This window comes from Gleimia hominis, from assembly GCF_002871945.2.
GTDB classification, from domain to species: domain Bacteria; phylum Actinomycetota; class Actinomycetes; order Actinomycetales; family Actinomycetaceae; genus Gleimia; species Gleimia hominis_A.
Genome location: NZ_CP126963.1, coordinates 1,656,943 through 1,674,933, shown reverse-complemented (window position 1 = coordinate 1,674,933; position 17,991 = coordinate 1,656,943). Strand labels below are relative to the sequence as shown.

The following is a 17,991-nucleotide window of genomic DNA, read 5'->3' as shown; positions in this document are numbered from 1 at the left end:
AAAGTATCCCGCACACTAAAGATTTGCAAAGTACCACGCCTGTTTTAATCAATGATCGCGTGTTGAGTTCGCCGCAATTCAATTAATCTGCCGCTAATCTGCCGGTGTGGAATCTGTTGCTAATCTGCCGGTGTGGCATCTGCCGCTAATGTGTCGGTGTTGACTCCATCGCGATCCCACTGTTAATCGTGCGGGTGCTGAAGAAACAATATGAGTACTAGAGAGAGAAACAATACGAGTAGTAGTGAAAGCAGGGACATGACGCGCACTCCGCCTGCGTACCGCGGGGTATACCCTACGCGCGTGTGGCATCCGCGCGCTCACCAGATTCCGCTGGAAGGTAGTGTTCGCGATTGGTTCGCGCAGCGTTACCCCACCTTGTCGCCCACCCAGTTAGATCAGATTTTTGAGGGCGGCTGGGCTGTCGACCGCTGGGGGCAGCCGATCCCAGCTACTGCACCAGCAGCTGTGCTAACCCGGGGCGTGTGGCTTTACCGGCCGATTGCGGACGAAGTGCGTGCTCCCATTGAAATCCCAGTTGTTGCGCGCGGTGATGGGTGGCTGGTGGCAGATAAGCCAGCGGGTATCGCCACGATGCCGCGTGGCGCATACGTGGCGAGGTCACTGACTGTGGCGTTGCGCCGGCAAGAACACAACGATCAGATTGTGGCGGCCCACCGGTTAGACCGATTGACTTCTGGTTTGGTGCTTTGCTCAACGCGGGCCTCTACCCGGGCGGCGCTGCAACGCCAGTTTGAAACTCGGCAAGTCGCTAAGGCTTACGCGCTGCGTGCCCCCGCATTCGATTTGGAGGCCCCGCAGATTTCCGTTCGCACAGTTGATTTTGAAACGATTAGACATAAGTACCCCGTGTTGTGCGACCTGACCGAAGCTGGTGCTTTCAAGAAGTTTTGGGAGAATTTGGCTTTGGATACGTATTGGCTGGAGGTGCGGAGCCGCATTGAACGCGACCCAGAGCGCATGCGGATGCGGGTAGGTACCGGAGCGAGTAACGCTACAACACTTTTCGCACCGCTACCGCAAGTGAGTTCACAAAAGACTGCATCGTACCGCACGACTGAGACGGGGGCTATGTCGTTGCGAGAGGCCGGAGTGGCGACTTCACCGTACCGGGTGAATTCGCAAGAGACTGCGTCGAACGGGCAAATGCCGAACGATCAAATTGGGGCGGAGAAATCTACCCAGTACCTAGCGATTCCAATAACTGGACGCACCCATCAGATTCGCCTGCACTGCGCAGCTCTTGGAGCTCCGATAGAAGGCGACCCACTTTACGGGCTTGACGCACGCGGTTGCAGCCCAGGTGATGGGGTGGAACCCGGATCCTCGCAACCAGTGGAACCCGGGTCCTCGCAACGAATTGATGCGTATGAGGAACCCGACTGCGGCCCTGGGGTAGCGCTTAGATCAATTGCTTTAGGGTTCGCGGATCCCTCAGGCAAAAAGAAAATAATTATTACTGGATAATAGGGAACGGTCTTGTGAAACAGACCTTTTGAATATGAAGAACATAGAACATGAAGAGCATTTAATATGAGGAACGCTGAAGATAAGGACCATATTCTGAATCCGAATGGCTCTTACACACGCAGGGAGCGATGGTGAAGATTTGGAAGAAAAGGCGGCCGGGGGCGTTACTTGCGGAAGTTTTCCGCTTAGAGCACAAGAATCTCGAAGTTAAGACTCTTAGGGTAGCAGTTATTAAATAAAGGCGATAGGCTAAAAGTGTACTGGGTATCACACAATGTGTTACCTCGGAAACCATTGAGATTCGGAGTGAAAATGTCTGAGAAAAAAGATGTCAAACCAGGCCCTAACGGAGGGGTAGTTAAGGACGTTGCCAAGAAGGATCCGGCTGGCAAAGAGGTAGCGCCAAAGATTGGTCAGGAAAAGAATGGTAAGACCACTATCGCTGATCAGGTTGTAGCAAAAATCGCTGGCTTGGCAGTGCACAAGATCGAGGGTGTGCACGACGTAGGTGGCGCGTTCTCTCGCGCACTCGGCTCCGCCCGCGACCTAGTGGGAGCAAACGAGAACATTAAGCAGGGCATCTCCGTTGAGGTAGGCGAAGAGCAGGCCGCTGTTGACCTCACAATCGTAACTGAGTACCCGTACCCCGTGTACGAAGTGGCGGACAAGGTTCGCAAACACATCATCGACGGGATCCAGGACATCGCTGGCCTGGAAGTTACCGAAGTGAACATTGAAGTTGCAGACGTCTACATTCCCGAGTTGGACGATAAGGACGACGAAGAAGAAGACGACAAAAAAGACGAACCAAAGAAAAGTGAGCGCGTAAAGTGAACCATACTCAAGCAGGCATGTTTGCCGGCGCCATCCTAGCGGTCGTCGCAGTGGTGCTGGGTTTCTGGCCTTTCCTACTCACCGTCGTATTCATGGCAGTGGGCGGACTACTTGGTAAAGTGCTAGCTGGTGACATTGACGTGCGCGACCTTACGGATTCGCTGGCGGGTAACCGATCAACGACGTCCGATTAGGGGGCGGCGTGAATAAGACCAGTAAAGGGCACACCACTGTCCGCGCGAAAGCACTGCGCTCAGTGGCTTTGGCTGCAGCCCAAAAAGAGTTCCGCGTCCCCAGCTCACAAATCACTGTGAACCTGGTTGACGACGGTTCTCGCCTGGGCCTGCAGATACAAACGCCCGTCCGCGCCGATCAAGTTGACGATGTCGCAGCTGGTTCAAACACGATTTTTGAGGTAGTAGACGCGGCCCGCACCCGGATGAAAACCGCGGTGGACCACACTGGTGGCCACGCGGTGGGTGCGATCAACGTCGACATCAACGGCGTGTGGGCGGACAACAAGCCGAAAAGGAGGGTGCGATGAATAACCGGCATGTCAACTACATGATTCGTCGTGAAACGCACTCCCCACGAGCAGTACTAACAGGCGTAGTAGCCCTCATTGTCGGGGTGCTGGCAACTTGGTTAGCTGTAGAAACCATTCTCTACATGGCGAACACAAAACCACTACTGGCATCCCCACCACAAATGGCTGAGGCCATTAAAAACCCAGGTAGTTACGGCGCTCCAGCAGCGATCATCACAGTTGCTGTTATCGCCGCGCTGATTGGGCTCTTCCTGATCATCGTTGCTCTGAAACCCGGACGCCTCGACTGGCACGGGTTAAATGACCAGCGAACAGCATTTGTGGTAGACGACAGGGTAATCGCCTCCGCGCTATCGAAAACTGCACGTGAAGTGGCAGGGCTACCAGCCGGGCAAGTAACCACCCGACTCTCCGCCCGCACCGCGGAAGTAACCGTAACCCCCACTTCTGGGCAAGCAGTAGATAAGCAAGCGATTCAAAGTGCCGTCCAGAAACAAATCGAATCACTCGGATTCGCTGAACAAGTGAACGCAACCGTGCGGATAAACGAGCGAGGGAGGGTACCGAACTAATGAGGCACTACCCCAGAACACTGAACCGGCTATTCCTCGGAATCGTTGGTTTAATAATGCTCGCCATCAGCGTTGCACTGATCCTCACGTTTGCGATGGACCAAGCCCTCAAAATGTGGGAAGACACCATTCAAACGTCAACTGAATGGATCGCTAGCATTCACGAACAAACGATAATCAACGCGAACACCTCCTGGATAGGAGTAGCCGCAGTGGCTATCGCCGTGATCATAGTGATCCTTATGCTGACTGCGATTTTCGGTCAAGGTGGCGGCAAATCCCGCCGCGTCGGCCGGCAACAGTCCGAAAACACTGAGGGCCGAACCCGCACAAACATCGGTTTTGTACGCGACATCGTGCACCACGAGCTGGAAGACAACCAGTGGATAGTGGGAGTAGGCGCACAAGCCTACAACGTGAAAGGAGACGACTCGATCCTCCTGCGCGTATCCACCCACAAAGGCGCGCCACCCGAACAGGTGCGTGCCGACGTGACACGAGCGATACAAAAACTCGATTCCGTACTCGGAACCGAACCACCGATATGCGTGCGGATCCAAAGCGACTGGCGTTCAATCGGACGCAGCGCAGAACGCGTGCAGTAACCAAATAACTAAACGCACTTCCCACCTGGATAAAGCAGGTGAGATAGCGTGAAACCAGAGGGCGCATCTACAATAGGTGCGCCCTCTGAACACGTACTTACGCTATGGCAAACATAACTGCGGACCCCCAACAGGGACCTGCCGCTGACGCACGCCCTAAACACCGAACGGAGCCACGATGCGGAAACAACCCGGATGGCCCAGTACACAAGTGGGAGCGATCGTACTCGCCGGCGGAACCGGCCGCCGCCTTGGAGGACAGTCAAAACCAAACCTGAAACTAGCGCAAAAACGACTCCTCGACCACGTGCTCGACGGGCTCCTCAAATCCGGATTCACCGCCCCCAACATTGCTGTAATAGCCCCCGAAAACGTAGACGTACCCCCAGGAGTTCAACGCGCACTAGAAAACCCGCCACACGGCGGACCCTTAGCCGGGCTCGCCGTGGGGTTAAAGGCTCTAAATAACTGCGAAGCCGTTTTTGTAACCACGTGCGACGCCCCGTTCTCCGCCCAACTCGCAACCCAGCTAATTGACGCACTCCACGCGTGCACTGCCGACGGTGTTTGCGCCATAGGAACCGGCAACTATGCGCAGCACCTACTGGCGGCATACCGCACGCAGTCCCTCAAGAAAGAAATTGAAAAACGAGGTGGGCAAGTGCGGAACGTATCTGTAAAACGGTTCGTTGCCCCCATGCGGCTGCGCACGCTGGAGCTTGACGACGACGCGCAAATGGATATTGACACGTGGGAAGATTACGGGCGCGCTGAAGAGTGCTCAAGCAGCGGAAAAGTGCTGGGCGGAAACGATTCAGTGGTGAACACGAGTGAAACAGTGACCTGAAGCTAGGTAAGGTTGCTTCTGGGTGAGCCTTTATACTGATTGAACCGAGTTTTCGTGAAAGTGGAGTAGAAGTATGACTGAGGAGAATTCGCAAGAGCACCCCTTCGACAATGCATCGAACCGGGATGCGGAACCCGCCCCACCACCCCCACCGCCACCGAGCCGACCAAAACACGCGGAGCGTAGCGATCAGGAAGCAGAGATTCGGCCTTCGCACGCGGAAACCAGAGATGAGCGGGTCGAAACCAGCCGAGAGCACATGGAACCTGACGCCGGCGCGGTGAAAAATGAAGCGCAGCAAGTGGAAGCCGGTGCGCAGAATGCGGCACAGCAAAACAATCCGTGGCAACAAGCCGGGTTCCAGGCGCAGCAATCGCACAACGCGCAGAACACGGATCTGGGTGGCAGTTTCAAAGCCGGGACGCTGATCGGCTTGACCCTGGTGCTAGCGCCCCTGGTGGTCTTGCTTGTGCTTGTGGCGTTTAGTTTCGCCAGTGATAATCCTCCGAGTGCGTCCACTTACTTCGGAGGCGCACTTCTGTTACTCAACTTCGTGTTTGGTGGCAAACTTGGTGCCGAATTGGTGCCCAGCAACATTGATCCGACTGGGCTACTTGAAAGTTTTGGCGCGAGCATGCAGTCCACCGCAACCGTGCAAGTATTTCTAGTTACCTTCACTGCGGTGGCGTTCTTCTGTGCCGCAGCAGTGGGAAAACGCGTGGTTTCGCGCGATCCTCTTGAAAAAACTGCGCAAGTCGGAACAGCTATTGTTTCCACCTGGCTCAGCGCGTACTTGATATACGCCATTTTGCAGCTGATTGGCAGCTCACTAGACTCCACTACCACCTTCCATCCCGACTACGGACGCCCACTGTTCTGGTTACTGATTATCGCGGCAGTCACCGTCATACGCGTGGGTTCGAAGACGGGACTGAAGGATGCGCCCGGCCCAAACAAGGTGGTGCGCGCATGGCGTTACTGCAAACCCGCTGTCGGCACGTACCTCATGAGCTCCCTGGTGGTTATTGTGACCTTGTTCGTGTTGATTCTGGGCAGCGCCATAATTGCAGGCGAATCTGGCGAAAGCTACATTGCGCTCATCGCCGCCACGGTCTTACTGTTTGTGAACCTACTTCTCGCCGCGCCCGCGTTAATACTCGGAACGGCTGTTACTAAAACCGATGGGGATATGCAGTACGCCAGCATCTGGGGCTTGTCGCCCACGCTGACGCTGATCCTGATTGTGATCCTTCTAGTGTTTATTGCAGTCACAATATACGTGCGTACGCGACTACGAGGTTTCGACACATCATGGAAGAGCTACCTAACTGACATCGCCGTGTTCGCAGTGGGAGGCATCCTGGCGGTACTAACCTTCAGCTTCGTACTGGACGGTATGCCAACACTGGCCACAGAGCTGCTGAATATTGGGGCGATCTCGTTCAAGCTCAGTGCCTCCGCGGTTTTGATCCTCGCTATTTACGCAGCAGTTATTTTCGCAGTGCAAAGCTGGGGAGTGCCGTGGTTGATCCGGAACTTCTCATTCGTCTCGAACCTGTTTGCCCGCATAGTCACCAGGCCCACCGGCCGGTTCTTCCACACATTTAGTGAAACTGATCTAGTGGTAGCCGGGCTGCCCCGAACGGACGAACTGCAACGTAAGTTTGAATCAGTGAAAAACCGTTTCGCACGCCCGCCACACAAACCCGCACCGTGGCAAACACAAGCGTCTCAGGATTCGCAAGGTGCGCAAGCGCCTCAAGAGAAGCAGAATCCGCAAGGTGAGCACAACTCGCAAGGAAAGCAGGGGTGGCAAGGCGAGCAAGCGCCTCAGGGGAAGAATGATCTGGGTAATTATGGTACAGATCAACCCCCGTTTGAGGAGCCAGATTCTGGTGATGAACGGTAAATTAGATACCAGATACTGAAACGCGTAACGTCCCCACGGTGCAAAAGTGCCGTGGGGACTGTGCGGAAACGGTAGCTCAAATAACAGTAGCTGGAATACGGGGTCAAGAACGTTCGATACGCGGCGTGAGAAGAGACGGCAGTGGAAGAGAAAACGCAGGTAGGGGACCTGGGGGAGATCCTGGGGAATGTGGCGGCGCTGAGCCCCGCGCAAAACGCTACCCTCACCGCACTGTCCGACGCGGTGGAACCACTCACCGTAGCGCGGATCGCTAAGATTCAGGGCGTGCACCCGAACTCAGTTCGCGACACGTTGAACGCGCTAGTTGAAAACGGGTTAGTGGTCCGGTCACGGCAAAATCCAACGGGTCGGGGCCGTCCATCTTGGGTGTATGAGGCCGTGGCTCCCGCCTCGCTAGATGGTTTCGCAATGCAGTTCGCCACCATGTGCGCTGCCGTTGCCGACTACCTGCAAGACACGAGCACAGACCCGTACGCCGCCGCCCGATCCGTAGGACACCGGTGGGCACACCGAGTTGCGAAAGCAGAACCAGCCGCAACCTTTGAACCAACACAGCGCAGCGCAGATGATTCCGTTAAGAAGCCTGCGCAGACTGGGGGAGTGGACGGCTCAGGAAAGAAATCTGCCCAGGCCGGAGGGGTGGGCGATTCGGTTAAGAAGCCTGCGCAGACTGGGGCGGACGCTTCCGTATCCACGCGGCCAGGTGAGGGCAGCGAGCTGAACTTAAATCAGTGTGTTACTCAACTGCGGATGTTTCTCTCATCCCTAGGGTACGCAGCCACAATGGGTCAGCAGCCCGGTGTGATCGAGCTTCGGCACTGCCCGATCCGCGGGCAGATCGGGCCGGCACGCAGCGCGAGTGGCAGTGGGAAACAGGAACGCAACCAGATGCCGCTGGTGTGTGCGATTCACCAGGGAGTTCTAGAAGGCCTCATGGAAATTAACACGCATGGCCGCGCCGCCGTGACCCTCCAAGCTATGAGCAGCCCCGGCCGGTGCACAGTATGTGTCCAATCCCTGCCGGAAGCACCGCATTCAAGTGTGCATCCAAACCCTGCCGAAAGCACCGACTTCGCTCGAGAAGGAAAAATCTACAAGAGTGGAAGCACTGCCCAGGTGGACGGCAACAGGTCCTAAACTTGCTACTTAAGTGTGGTGCGTCAGAGTTTCATGATCCCGATGTGTAGGAGTATCTAACTGGAACGTGCAGTGCTCCACCGCAACGGGAAAATGCTCCGCTAAACAATCCTGCAGCTTATGCAACACATCTGGCCCACAACCATCCCGGTAGCAACGCGGATCCACCGTCACGTGCGCAGTGAGTGCCACCAACCCCGTCGAAACCGTGGACCCATGCATATCGTGCACATCAATCACATGCTCAATGCGCATCATATGCTCCCGCACCTGCTGCAAATCCAAACCCTCCGGAGTTTTCTCAAGCAACACATTAACCGCCCGCACAAACATCCGCGCAGCCCGCGGCCCCATCAGACACGCAATAATCAACGACGCAATCGGGTCTGCAGCCGCCCAGCCCGTCCAGTAGATAACGCCCGCTGCCACCAGCACAGCAATCGAACCTAAGGCGTCATTAAGAACCTCAAGAAAAGCGGCCTGCAAATTTAAACTCTGATCCCGATGCGACAGCAAAATCACTAACCCCACCGCGTTCGCCAGCAAACCAACAACCCCAAAAACAGCCATTTGCGGCGCCAACACGTGCGCAGGTTCGAAAAACCGGGTGATGGCTTCGTACGCCACCCACACGCAAACAACCATGAGGATACCCGCCTGAAACGCAGCAGAAACCGCTTCGACACGGACAAAACCCCACGTGTACTCATCACTGCGGGGCCGGCGTGAAAGAACCGCGGCCACCAGGGCGATCACCAGGCCCATCGAATCGACAAACATGTGCCCAGCGTCCGCAGCTAGCGCCAGCGAACTGGTCCACCACGCACCCACCAGCTCCGCAGCGAACACCGTGGCGGTGAGCGTCAGAACGATCGCTAACGGCCGCACTCCCGCAGCGCCCGCATGTGAATGAGAATGATCATGAGACATAGCACAATGGTTGCGCAGCAGCATAATAGAAGCATTATCATCTCAAAAACTGAAACGGTCTTGCGTGGGACGGATTTAAGATTTCACGAGGCGCGTTATCGCCTGCATGGCTTCCGCAAGTTTATCATCGGCCTGCGGCCCACCCGCCTGCGCAGCGTGCCGCACACAATGATCCATGTGGTCTTCCAACAAGTGCAACGCCACGTTCTCTAACGCAGATTTCATCGCAGAAATTTGAGTGAGCACGTCAATGCAATACACATCCTCATCGATCATCCGGTGAATCCCCCGCGCCTGCCCCTCAATACGCTTCATGCGCATCAAATACTTCTGCTTATCACTCGTATAACCGTGCTCCACCGAAATCCTCCTGCCCTAAACCACGCCCAGTAGCCGCCGCGTCGTGTAGCTGCCGACGCCTGGTGTATTTGCCGCTGCTTCTTGTAGTTGCTGCCCCGGGGACCTGGGGCAGTTACGCCCGGCCCTAGCAGTTACGCCCGGCCCCTAGAGAACCTCCGCCCCCTACGAGAAAACCTCACCCAGGAAGTGGGTAAAAACCACCGGCGCGCCTTTAGTGTAACGCGCCGGTGGCACAACCTGAATCTAGAAAAGAACCAATTCGCCGCCTAACGGACTATCACCACGTGCAGGTTCCGGGGCCCATGAACCCCGTTCACACGGATCAACTCAATGTCCGAGGTGGCAGACGGGCCCGCCACCCACGTAGTTGGACGCGTCGGATGCTCCCCCAACAGTTTCACCGCCTGAGGGACCGTGGGGAACACGTGGTCCCCACGCACCACCACCACGTGTGTGTCGGGTACGAGCGTGAGGGCCCGCCGACCCTGATCTTCAGTGCCGTCCAGCATGATCGTCCCCGTGTGCGACACGGCGCACCGCGACGCTGTGACGACCGCGTCAATTTGATCCAGCTGGTGGTTCGTGAGCGGTGCCTCAGGTTGTTCAACCGTCACCGTCACCGCGTCTAAACCAGCCCGCCACTCTTGCGGTAACCCTCGTGGAATCACCGCGGTAGCCACCCCCTCAAGCGCCTTTTGAATCGCCGCAGGCACACCCTTCTCGTCCGTGATCTGCACGTGCGCGTTGTAATCCTCCAACGCCTTTACAAACACGTCAATCACCGGGTCTGAACCAGGCGCGTTCTCCCCCTCCTGAATATAATCTCGAGATACCTGCACGGGCGTAATCGGATTATCCCGCAGTGCGTGGCGTATGCGCCGTAGCACCTCTGCTTTCGCCACATTATCTTCAGCCATAGTCCGCATGCTAGTTCTGCTCCTTCCACCACGAACGGAACGTCTGTTTCGGCGGCACCGGAATATCGTGCGAACGCGTCCAAGTGGACACCACCGGCAGGGGAAGCGGACCGATCTTACCGGCCTTACCACCCAAAATGTTACCCAGCGAAGCTGCGTTCCCAGCGGTTTCCATCCGCTGCCCACTGCGCATCACCTGCGACGCCGCCCGCATCGCCAAATCCCAACCCGAAGGGATCCCCTTGCGACCCGCATCCTGGTACTTACGGCGGTTCTCCACAATAATGCCCGGCAAGTCAATATGCACCGGGCACGCATCCGCGCACGCGTTGCACAGAGAACATGCGAACGGCAGGGTTGAATCCGGATCCGAATGGTCGAACCCATCCACCATCTGCGGGGTAAGTGAAATCCCAATCGGCCCCGGATACACCGAGTTGTAGGCGTGGCCCCCGACTTCCTCGTACACCGGGCATATATTCAAGCACGCTCCGCAGCGAATACACGACAGCGCCTCGTGCCCCACCTCGTCCGCCAACACTCGCGTGCGACCATTATCCATGAGGATCAAGTGGAACTCTTTTGGCCCATCTCCCTCATGCACCCCCGTCCACATCGACGTGTACGGATTCATCCGCTCACCCGTCGCCGAACGAGGCAGAAGCTGGGTGAACACCTCATAATCACGATAAGACGGCACCAGCTTCTCAATCCCCATCACGGTAATCAGCGTTTCCGGCAGAGTTAAACACATCCGGCCGTTACCCTCAGACTCAAAAACCGACAGGGTACCCGTCTGCGCAATCCCCATGTTCGCACCCGAAATGGACACTTTCGCATCCAAGAACTTCTGCCGCAAGTGCGCGCGCGCCGCCATCGTCAACTCGCGTGGCTGCGCTGAAATATCATTCGGAATATTGCGCATTTTTGCTTTAAAAATTTCTCGCACTTCCGCGCGGTTACGGTGAATCGCTGGAACCACCACGTGCGACGGCATGTCCTCACCCAACTGGACAATCATTTCCGCCAGGTCTGTTTCCCACGCGCTGATCCCCAGCTTCTCTAAATGCTCGTTGAGGTTAATCTCTTGCGTCGCCATGGACTTGACCTTAACCACGTCGTCCACGCCTTTATCCTGCAAGATCCCAGACACGATCCGGCATGCTTCCTCACCGTCCCGAGCCCAGTGGACAATCCCCCCGTTCTTCTTCACGTTCGCTTCGAACTGCTCCAGTAACTCCGGCAGCATCGCTTGCGTGCGTTGCTTAATCGCCCCGGCAGCTAACCGCAACTGTTCCCAATCCGGCATTTCGTCTACGCGCTGACCGCGTTTGTTCCGAATCGTGTTCGTCGCATGCCCGATATTTCGCCGCAACTGCGTGTTCTGCATCTGCCGTTTAGCCGAAGACGCGAAGTACTCTCCCCACCGCAACGGGTCGTCCGGAATTGGCACGCCCGGTGTCCAAGACTGCGGCTGCTCAGAAGAATGCGCGCTGCCCGTTTTCTTCCCAGAATGCTTTTGCGCCAATAGTTCAACCAACATTGGTGTTATACCCCCACTTTCGTTGTCGTCTCCGGAGCTGCCCACGGTTCATCCTGAGTGGGAGCCAGTACCTCCGCAATATGAATCGCACGAATCCCCGCATTAGCACGGGCAAGACCGCCCCCAATATGCATGAGGCACGAGTAGTCACCCGCGACCACCATTTCCGCGCCCGTAGACTGAATATTCGCCATCTTTTTCGCCAGCATCGCGGTAGACACGTCCGCGTTCTTGAGGGAGAACGTGCCCCCGAAACCGCAGCACGCACTGGCGTCCGGCAAGTCGATAAGCTCTAACCCACCCACCTTGTTTAACAGCCGGTAAGGTTTGTCCCCCAGCTTTGTGATCCGCAGTGAGTGGCACGTGGAGTGATACGTGACCTTGTGTGGGAAGTACGCGCCCACATCTTCCACGCCCAACACGTCGATCAGCAGTTCCGGCAGGTCGTAGGTGAGGTCCGCGATCCGCTGCGCGGCTTTAGCGAGCCGGTGTTCCTCAAGCGAATTCGCTACCAGAGCCTGCTGGTGGCGGATCGAACCGGTACACGAACCAGACGGAACCACGATCGCGTCCCACTGCCCGTCAAGCACGGGTTTGAACGTGTCCACATGGTTCTTGATGAGCGGTAAGGCCTCGTCGTAATACCCCGTATTAATGTGCATTTGGCCGCAGCACCCTTGCTGCTGGGGGAAGTAAACGTCGTGCCCTAACCGCCGCAGCAAATGCACTGTGGCCTGCGCGGCTTGCGGAAACATGACGTCTGAAATGCACGTCGCGAAGAGTGCGATTTTCATACCGTTTTCCTTTCGAGGAGGTTGACTATCTGGAGGTTCTAAATGACGTGATGCAGGCCGACCAGCAGCGCAAGTGCCACGAGCATTAACGCGGAGATTGGGGCTAGACGGCGCAGCAGTTCGGGTTCGGAGTTCGGTTTGTCAATTGCCCCAGCTGCGATCGCGAGGTTCTGGGGTGACACGATCTTGCCGATCCCGCCACCGATTGTGTTTGCGGACAGCAGGAGGGACGGGTTCGCCCCAACGGTGTGTGCCGCAGTGGTTTGCAGGTCGGCGAACAGGGCGTTTGCGGATGTGGCGGAGCCAGTTACGGCGGTGCCGATCCACCCGAGCACGGGGGAGATCAGCACGAACGCGCCGCCCGCACCGGACATCCACGCGCCAATAACCCCGGTTTGGCCCGAGAAGTTCATGACGTACGCCAGCATCATCACCGTGGCGATCGTGAGGATTGCGATGCGCAGACCATAAATGGTGGTGCCCAGGGTTTTGAAACCTTGTCCAACAGTGAATGGGAACTGCTTGTTCGCCGTTTTGGCGTATACGAAGGTTACGACGATTGCGGTGAGGGCAATGAGGGTGCCGGGTGAACTCAGTGTCGCCAGGGAGAACTGGGTGGAGGGGTTCACCGCCCCATCTGCGGTGAGCAGGTGCCCGTCCAAACCGGGCCAGCCGAACTTGATATCCGTAGCTTTCAACGCTGCCGGCAAGTCGAACCCGATGGTCCACAGTTTCGCCACCCCGAACACCAGCACCACCAGCCAGTAGGGCATTAGTGCGAGGGTAGCGCGTTTGCCGGTGAGTTTCGCATCTGTTTGCGTGCGTTCGGTTTCGGGCGTGGTGGGTTTCCACACTTGCAGCAAGCCGGTGACCGCGGCGAACCCGAGGAGGGACGCGAGGATCGCGGTGAGTTCATACGAGAAGTAGGTGGCGACCGCCCAGTGCCCGAGCGCCGTCACGATTCCGGATGCTAGTGCCACGGGCCAAAGCTGCTTTAACCCCCGTTTCCCATCGAGAAGTACCAGCAGGCCCAGGGGGACGAACCCGGCGATGAACGGGGTGATGATTCCCATTTGTGCGGCTACCTCGAGGGGGTTTTGCTCCCCGATTCCCGCGGCGGTAGTAACCGGGATGGCCACGGCACCGAAACCAACGTTGATTGCGTTACCAGTGATCGTCACGACCGCCGCTTTGATGGGTTCCACCCCGATCGCCACGAGCATTGCGCACACGATCGCGACGGGCGCACCGAAGCCCGCTAGGCCCTCGAGGATTCCGCAGAAACTAAAAGCAAGCAAAAGCGCCTGTATCCGCCGGTCTCCGGCTCCGACCACGTTGAACGCGGCGCGCACGTCCGCGGATCGGCCACTGCCCTCAGACAGGTTATAAAGCCAAACGGCAGTGATGATGATGTACAAAATGGGAGTAAAAGAAAACGCCAGACCCTGGGAACCAGAAAGTAAAGCCAGGGAAACCGGCATTTTGAACCCAATCACAGCCACCACCAGTGCGGTCGCCAGTGAAATGAGTGCACACCAGTGGGTTTTAACTTTAAAAACACCCAGGAGAATGAAGAACACGAGCAGCGGGAGTAAACCCACTAACGCGCTTATGAAGAGTGAACCACCAATAATGTGCTCACCCGGAGTGAAAGTTACGGCAACCGGCATACCTCGGACCTCTATCATCGTTGATCGAAACTTCGCTGCAACAAGCAACGCGTTACGTAAAACTCTATGCTATGGCCCAGGTAACACCAGAAAACCGCTACAACCCGCGGGTTCTGGGCTCAACGTCCTAGACAATTTGGGAGCGCATGTGTTGCCTAATTGTCAGGCGTGAGCCCGGGGGAGAGACCGGTGTTTAGTTGCCCTCCCACAGGCGGATTGACCCACCTGGAATCGCGTTAATGAGGTTAGCGGTGTAGTCGCGCTGCGGGTTTTTGAACAGCTCATCAGTTTTATTTGCCTCAACGACCCTGCCGTGCTGCATCACCACCACGTCATCGGCCATTTGCCGCACCACCGCGAGGTCGTGAGTGATGAACAGGTACGTCAGCAACCGTTCGGTCTGCAAACGCGACAGCAGCTGTAGAATCTGCTCTTGCACCAGCACATCCAGGGCCGACACGGCTTCGTCCAGCACAATCACCTCGGGGCCTAAGGCGAGTGCCCGGGCGATTGCAACGCGTTGGCGCTGCCCACCCGACAGTTCCCCGGGGTAGCGGCGCATCGCAGACCGGGGAAGCTGAACGGCATCCAACAGTTGTGCCACACGTTCTTGCCGCGCTTTCTTATTTCCGCGCTTATGCACCCGCAAAGGCTCTTCTATACAGCGGTAAACGGAGAATGTGGGGTCCAGTGAACCGTAGGGGTTTTGGAACACCACCTGCATTTTGGAACGCATTTTGAACAGTTCTGTTTCTCCCACCGTCGATAGGTCCGTGCCCTTGTAGAACACTTTCCCGGACGTGGGGTTGAGGAGGTTCAAAATAATGTTCGCCACCGTGGATTTACCTGACCCAGATTCACCCACTAGCGCGAGCGTGGTACCTTGCCGTACGGTAAACGACACGTTGTCCACCGCCCGCAGTTTGGATGCCGCCCCTCTTTGGCCGCGCACATCAAAGTCTTTAACGAGTTTTTCAACGCGAATTATCTCGCGCGTATAGTCGTAACCTTCGACGCTTTTATTCAATAATTCGTCTGAGGTCTCCCCCTGCTTGAGTGCCGCTTGGATCCGCTGCGACGCCAGCGATGGGGCAGCGGCAACTAAACGCTGCGTGTACGGATGCTGAGGCTGCTGAAGAATCTGTAGGGCCGGGCCCGATTCAACGACGCGGCCGCGGTGCATCACCACCAGGTGGGAAGCGCGTTCTGCCGCCAACCCCAAGTCGTGGGTAATGAACAACACCGCGGTACCAAGCTCGTGCGTCAGGTGCTCCAAGTGGTCCAGAATCTGGTGCTGCACGGTTACGTCCAGCGCGGAGGTTGGCTCGTCCGCAATCAGCAGTTTCGGCCGCGCCGCCAGGCCAATGGCGATCAATGCCCGCTGGCGCATCCCGCCGGAGAACTCATGGGGGTACTGCTTGGCCCGCCGTTTCGCGTCTGGCAGCCCCGCTTGTTCCAACAGTTCGGCAACGCGCTCGTGGGCGGCACTACCTTTTGTAATGTTGTTTGCGGTGAGTGTTTCTTTAACTTGCGTTCCGATTCGCCACACGGGGTTCAGGTTCGACATGGGATCTTGAGGTACCATGCCGATCTGACTGCCCCGCAGCTCAATTAGTTCCTTCTCTGAAAGCCCAACGAGTTCGCGCCCATCGAACTGGATGGATCCGCCCGTTACTTGCCCGCTGCCGGGCAGGAGGCCGTTGATGGAGCTGGCGAGTGTGGATTTACCCGAACCGGATTCACCCACGATCGCTACCGTCTGCCCGGGGTACACCGTGAGGTTTGCTTTCCGTACCGCTGGCACCATGCCGGTGGAAGATTGGAAGGCTACTTCCAAATCCGTAATTTTTAACAGTTCTTTCATTTCTTTCGTGCCTTTGGATCTAGAGCGTCGCGCACCACGTCGCCCATCATGATGAAACTCAAAACGGTGAGTGCCAGTGCGCCCGCCGGGTAGAACAGCACCATCGGACGGGTCCGCAGGGAAGCTTGGGCTGCGTCTATGTCATGTCCCCAAGACACCACGTCGGGTGGCAGTCCAATCCCGAGGAAGGAAAGGGTTGCTTCGGCCACAATGAACGTGCCAAGCGCAACCGTTGCGTACACGATTATGGGTGCCGCCGCGTTGGGCAGGACGTGTGCGACGAGGGTGGAGAACCCGGGTCTGCCCAGTGCTTTCGCAGAGGTTATGTATTCGTTTTGCTTAATGCTCATAACGGCCCCGCGGGTAATCCGAGCGATCTGCGTCCACCCGAATGCTCCCAGCACCACGGCCACGGTCACGACCGTGCGGGAGCCTTTGAACATTTGCATCACCACGATCGCAGCCAGAACAAATGGGATCGCGAAGAAAATGTCGGTGATACGCGACAGAATCGTGTCTACCACGCCACCGAACCAGCCGGCGACCGCGCCGAAAAGCACGCCGACGATCACGGCGATCGCGGTGGCTAGTACCCCCACAGTAACGGAGGCGCGGGCACCATAAATGGTGCGGGCGTACACGTCGCAACCCTGCCGGTCAAAACCAAACCAGTGCCCAGGTTCGGGGGTTGCTAAAGACTTCGTCAGTTCGCAGTACGCCGGGTCAGTGCCCGTAAATAAACTGGGAAATGCGCTAACAACCACGGCTACTGCGATGATAGCAGCGGAGACCCAGAACACTGGGCGGCGCCGCAAGTACTTCCACGCTTCCCCCCACATGGACGATGGCGCAGACTCGTCCCTAACTGCGTCCACAGCCCCCAGACCGGTCTCGTCAATATCGCTAACGTAGTGTTCCTGGCCCGGTAAAACAGTTTTGAAATCAGCCATTGCTCAAATCCCCTTCCTTAGGAGTACCGGATCCGCGGATCCAAGGCTGCGTACAACAGGTCAACCAGGAGGTTCGCAATAATGTAAACCACCACCAGCACAGTGGTGAATGAAACCACGGTGGCGGCTTCCCCACGCACAATCGCCTGGTACATCGTGCCACCCACACCGTTGATAGCGAAAATACCTTCGGTAACAATCGCTCCGCCCATCAACGCTCCCAGGTCACCACCCAAGAACGTGACCACGGGAATCAGGGAGTTACGCAAAATGTGACGGTTCATAACCGCGGTGCGCCCCATGCCTTTAGCCCGTGCGGTACGCACGTAATCCGCCGACAGGTTCTCTGACACGGATTGGCGCGTGAGCCTCAAGACGTATGCGAAAGACACGGCTCCCAAAACGATCGCGGGCATTAAAAGTCGGTAAAAAGACGTATCTGGCCCAACGGTGGCGGGCAGCAGCTTCCACTGCACCCCCACAACGAACTGGAGGACGAAACCGATTACGAACGTGGGGACGGAAATCACGAGCAACGAAACCACCAAAACGGTGGAATCGAACAGGCCTCCGCGCCGCAAGCCAGCTACCAGGCCGAACCCTATGCCGAGCACAGCCTCAAAAATAAGGGCCATAACCGCCAGTTTTACGGTTACTGGGAACGCGCCCGCCATCACTTCGTTAACGGAACGGCCCGAAAACGTGGTGCCGAAATCGAACGTCACCACGCCTTTCAAATAAAGCAGGTAGCGCACCAAGAACGGTTTATCCAGGTTGAACTTAGACGCTATCTCTGCGCGCATTTCTGGGGTCATCCCCCGGTCCCCACCGAGCGCAACCACCGGATCACCAGGCATCAAATACACCATGGCGAAAATCAGGAAAGTCGCGCCCAAGAACACAGGAATCATCTGCAGTAGGCGCCGGCCGACATATCGCAGCATCGAACTTCCTTTGAATAAGTAGAAAACAAAAAATGTGTACACGTGGGGGCGGCCCG

Annotated in this window: 18 protein-coding genes; 9 read left to right on the top strand and 9 right to left on the bottom strand. The window is 56.9% G+C overall.

The features are described 5' to 3' along the window. The first annotated feature begins 258 nt into the window (after positions 1 to 258). The 9 genes from CJ187_RS07385 (at position 259) to CJ187_RS07345 (ending at position 7,963) form a co-directional block, all read left to right on the top strand. The gene (locus CJ187_RS07385) at positions 259 to 1,488 is read left to right on the top strand and encodes a pseudouridine synthase (RefSeq protein ID WP_102216930.1); all 1,230 of its coding nucleotides are present in this window, start codon (positions 259 to 261) and stop codon (positions 1,486 to 1,488) included. Positions 1,489 to 1,803: 315 nt separating this feature from the next. Then, complete coding sequence (locus tag CJ187_RS07380) at positions 1,804 to 2,325, top strand: Asp23/Gls24 family envelope stress response protein (RefSeq protein WP_102216929.1); 522 nt, start codon at positions 1,804 to 1,806, stop codon at positions 2,323 to 2,325. Beyond that, the gene (locus tag CJ187_RS07375; protein ID WP_199171110.1) at positions 2,322 to 2,519 is read left to right on the top strand and encodes a DUF2273 domain-containing protein; all 198 of its coding nucleotides are present in this window, start codon (positions 2,322 to 2,324) and stop codon (positions 2,517 to 2,519) included. The genes CJ187_RS07380 and CJ187_RS07375 overlap by 4 nt, the downstream gene beginning before the upstream one ends. A gap of 8 nt (positions 2,520 to 2,527) precedes the next feature. Beyond that, positions 2,528 to 2,869 carry a hypothetical protein gene (locus tag CJ187_RS07370; protein WP_102216927.1) on the top strand — a complete coding sequence of 114 codons (342 nt, stop codon included), beginning with the start codon at positions 2,528 to 2,530 and terminating at the stop codon, positions 2,867 to 2,869. Then, positions 2,866 to 3,444 (top strand): DUF6286 domain-containing protein, encoded by a 579-nt coding sequence (locus CJ187_RS07365; protein ID WP_102216926.1) that lies wholly within the window; start codon positions 2,866 to 2,868, stop codon positions 3,442 to 3,444. The genes CJ187_RS07370 and CJ187_RS07365 overlap by 4 nt, the downstream gene beginning before the upstream one ends. After that, positions 3,444 to 4,049 carry a hypothetical protein gene (locus CJ187_RS07360; protein WP_102216925.1) on the top strand — a complete coding sequence of 202 codons (606 nt, stop codon included), beginning with the start codon at positions 3,444 to 3,446 and terminating at the stop codon, positions 4,047 to 4,049. Before CJ187_RS07365 ends, CJ187_RS07360 begins: the two co-directional genes overlap by 1 nt. Before the next feature lie 178 nt (positions 4,050 to 4,227). Then, entirely contained in the window at positions 4,228 to 4,896 is a 669-nt protein-coding gene (mobA, locus tag CJ187_RS07355; RefSeq protein ID WP_102216924.1) for a molybdenum cofactor guanylyltransferase, read from the top strand. A gap of 73 nt (positions 4,897 to 4,969) precedes the next feature. Further along, the gene (locus tag CJ187_RS07350; RefSeq protein WP_102216923.1) at positions 4,970 to 6,805 is read left to right on the top strand and encodes a hypothetical protein; all 1,836 of its coding nucleotides are present in this window, start codon (positions 4,970 to 4,972) and stop codon (positions 6,803 to 6,805) included. Positions 6,806 to 6,946: 141 nt separating this feature from the next. Beyond that, entirely contained in the window at positions 6,947 to 7,963 is a 1,017-nt protein-coding gene (locus CJ187_RS07345) for a helix-turn-helix transcriptional regulator (RefSeq protein ID WP_102216922.1), read from the top strand. Between the two features lie 9 nt (positions 7,964 to 7,972). Here CJ187_RS07345 and CJ187_RS07340 read toward each other — a convergent pair whose 3' ends face one another. The 9 genes from CJ187_RS07340 to CJ187_RS07300 all read right to left on the bottom strand — a co-directional run bounded on the left by CJ187_RS07340 (position 7,973) and on the right by CJ187_RS07300 (position 17,935). Continuing rightward, positions 7,973 to 8,893 carry a cation diffusion facilitator family transporter gene (locus tag CJ187_RS07340; RefSeq protein WP_102217076.1) on the bottom strand — a complete coding sequence of 307 codons (921 nt, stop codon included), beginning with the start codon at positions 8,891 to 8,893 and terminating at the stop codon, positions 7,973 to 7,975. Positions 8,894 to 8,968: 75 nt separating this feature from the next. Beyond that, on the bottom strand, positions 8,969 to 9,259 hold the full coding sequence (locus CJ187_RS07335; protein WP_434737346.1) for a metal-sensitive transcriptional regulator: 291 nt from the start codon (positions 9,257 to 9,259) through the stop codon (positions 8,969 to 8,971). A 260-nt stretch (positions 9,260 to 9,519) separates the two neighbouring features. Further along, positions 9,520 to 10,179 (bottom strand): LutC/YkgG family protein, encoded by a 660-nt coding sequence (locus tag CJ187_RS07330; protein WP_102216921.1) that lies wholly within the window; start codon positions 10,177 to 10,179, stop codon positions 9,520 to 9,522. Position 10,180: 1 nt separating this feature from the next. After that, positions 10,181 to 11,713, bottom strand: coding sequence for a lactate utilization protein B (locus CJ187_RS07325; RefSeq protein WP_102216920.1), 1,533 nt, complete (start codon positions 11,711 to 11,713; stop codon positions 10,181 to 10,183). 5 nt (positions 11,714 to 11,718) lie between these two features. After that, positions 11,719 to 12,507 (bottom strand): (Fe-S)-binding protein, encoded by a 789-nt coding sequence (locus CJ187_RS07320; protein ID WP_102216919.1) that lies wholly within the window; start codon positions 12,505 to 12,507, stop codon positions 11,719 to 11,721. A 38-nt stretch (positions 12,508 to 12,545) separates the two neighbouring features. Continuing rightward, positions 12,546 to 14,177 (bottom strand): L-lactate permease, encoded by a 1,632-nt coding sequence (locus CJ187_RS07315; protein WP_102216918.1) that lies wholly within the window; start codon positions 14,175 to 14,177, stop codon positions 12,546 to 12,548. 193 nt (positions 14,178 to 14,370) lie between these two features. Further along, entirely contained in the window at positions 14,371 to 16,041 is a 1,671-nt protein-coding gene (locus tag CJ187_RS07310; RefSeq protein ID WP_102216917.1) for a dipeptide ABC transporter ATP-binding protein, read from the bottom strand. Next, positions 16,038 to 16,991 carry an ABC transporter permease gene (locus tag CJ187_RS07305; protein WP_102216916.1) on the bottom strand — a complete coding sequence of 318 codons (954 nt, stop codon included), beginning with the start codon at positions 16,989 to 16,991 and terminating at the stop codon, positions 16,038 to 16,040. The genes CJ187_RS07310 and CJ187_RS07305 overlap by 4 nt, the downstream gene beginning before the upstream one ends. Before the next feature lie 17 nt (positions 16,992 to 17,008). Continuing rightward, positions 17,009 to 17,935, bottom strand: coding sequence for an ABC transporter permease (locus CJ187_RS07300; protein WP_102216915.1), 927 nt, complete (start codon positions 17,933 to 17,935; stop codon positions 17,009 to 17,011). Positions 17,936 to 17,991 lie beyond the last annotated feature (56 nt).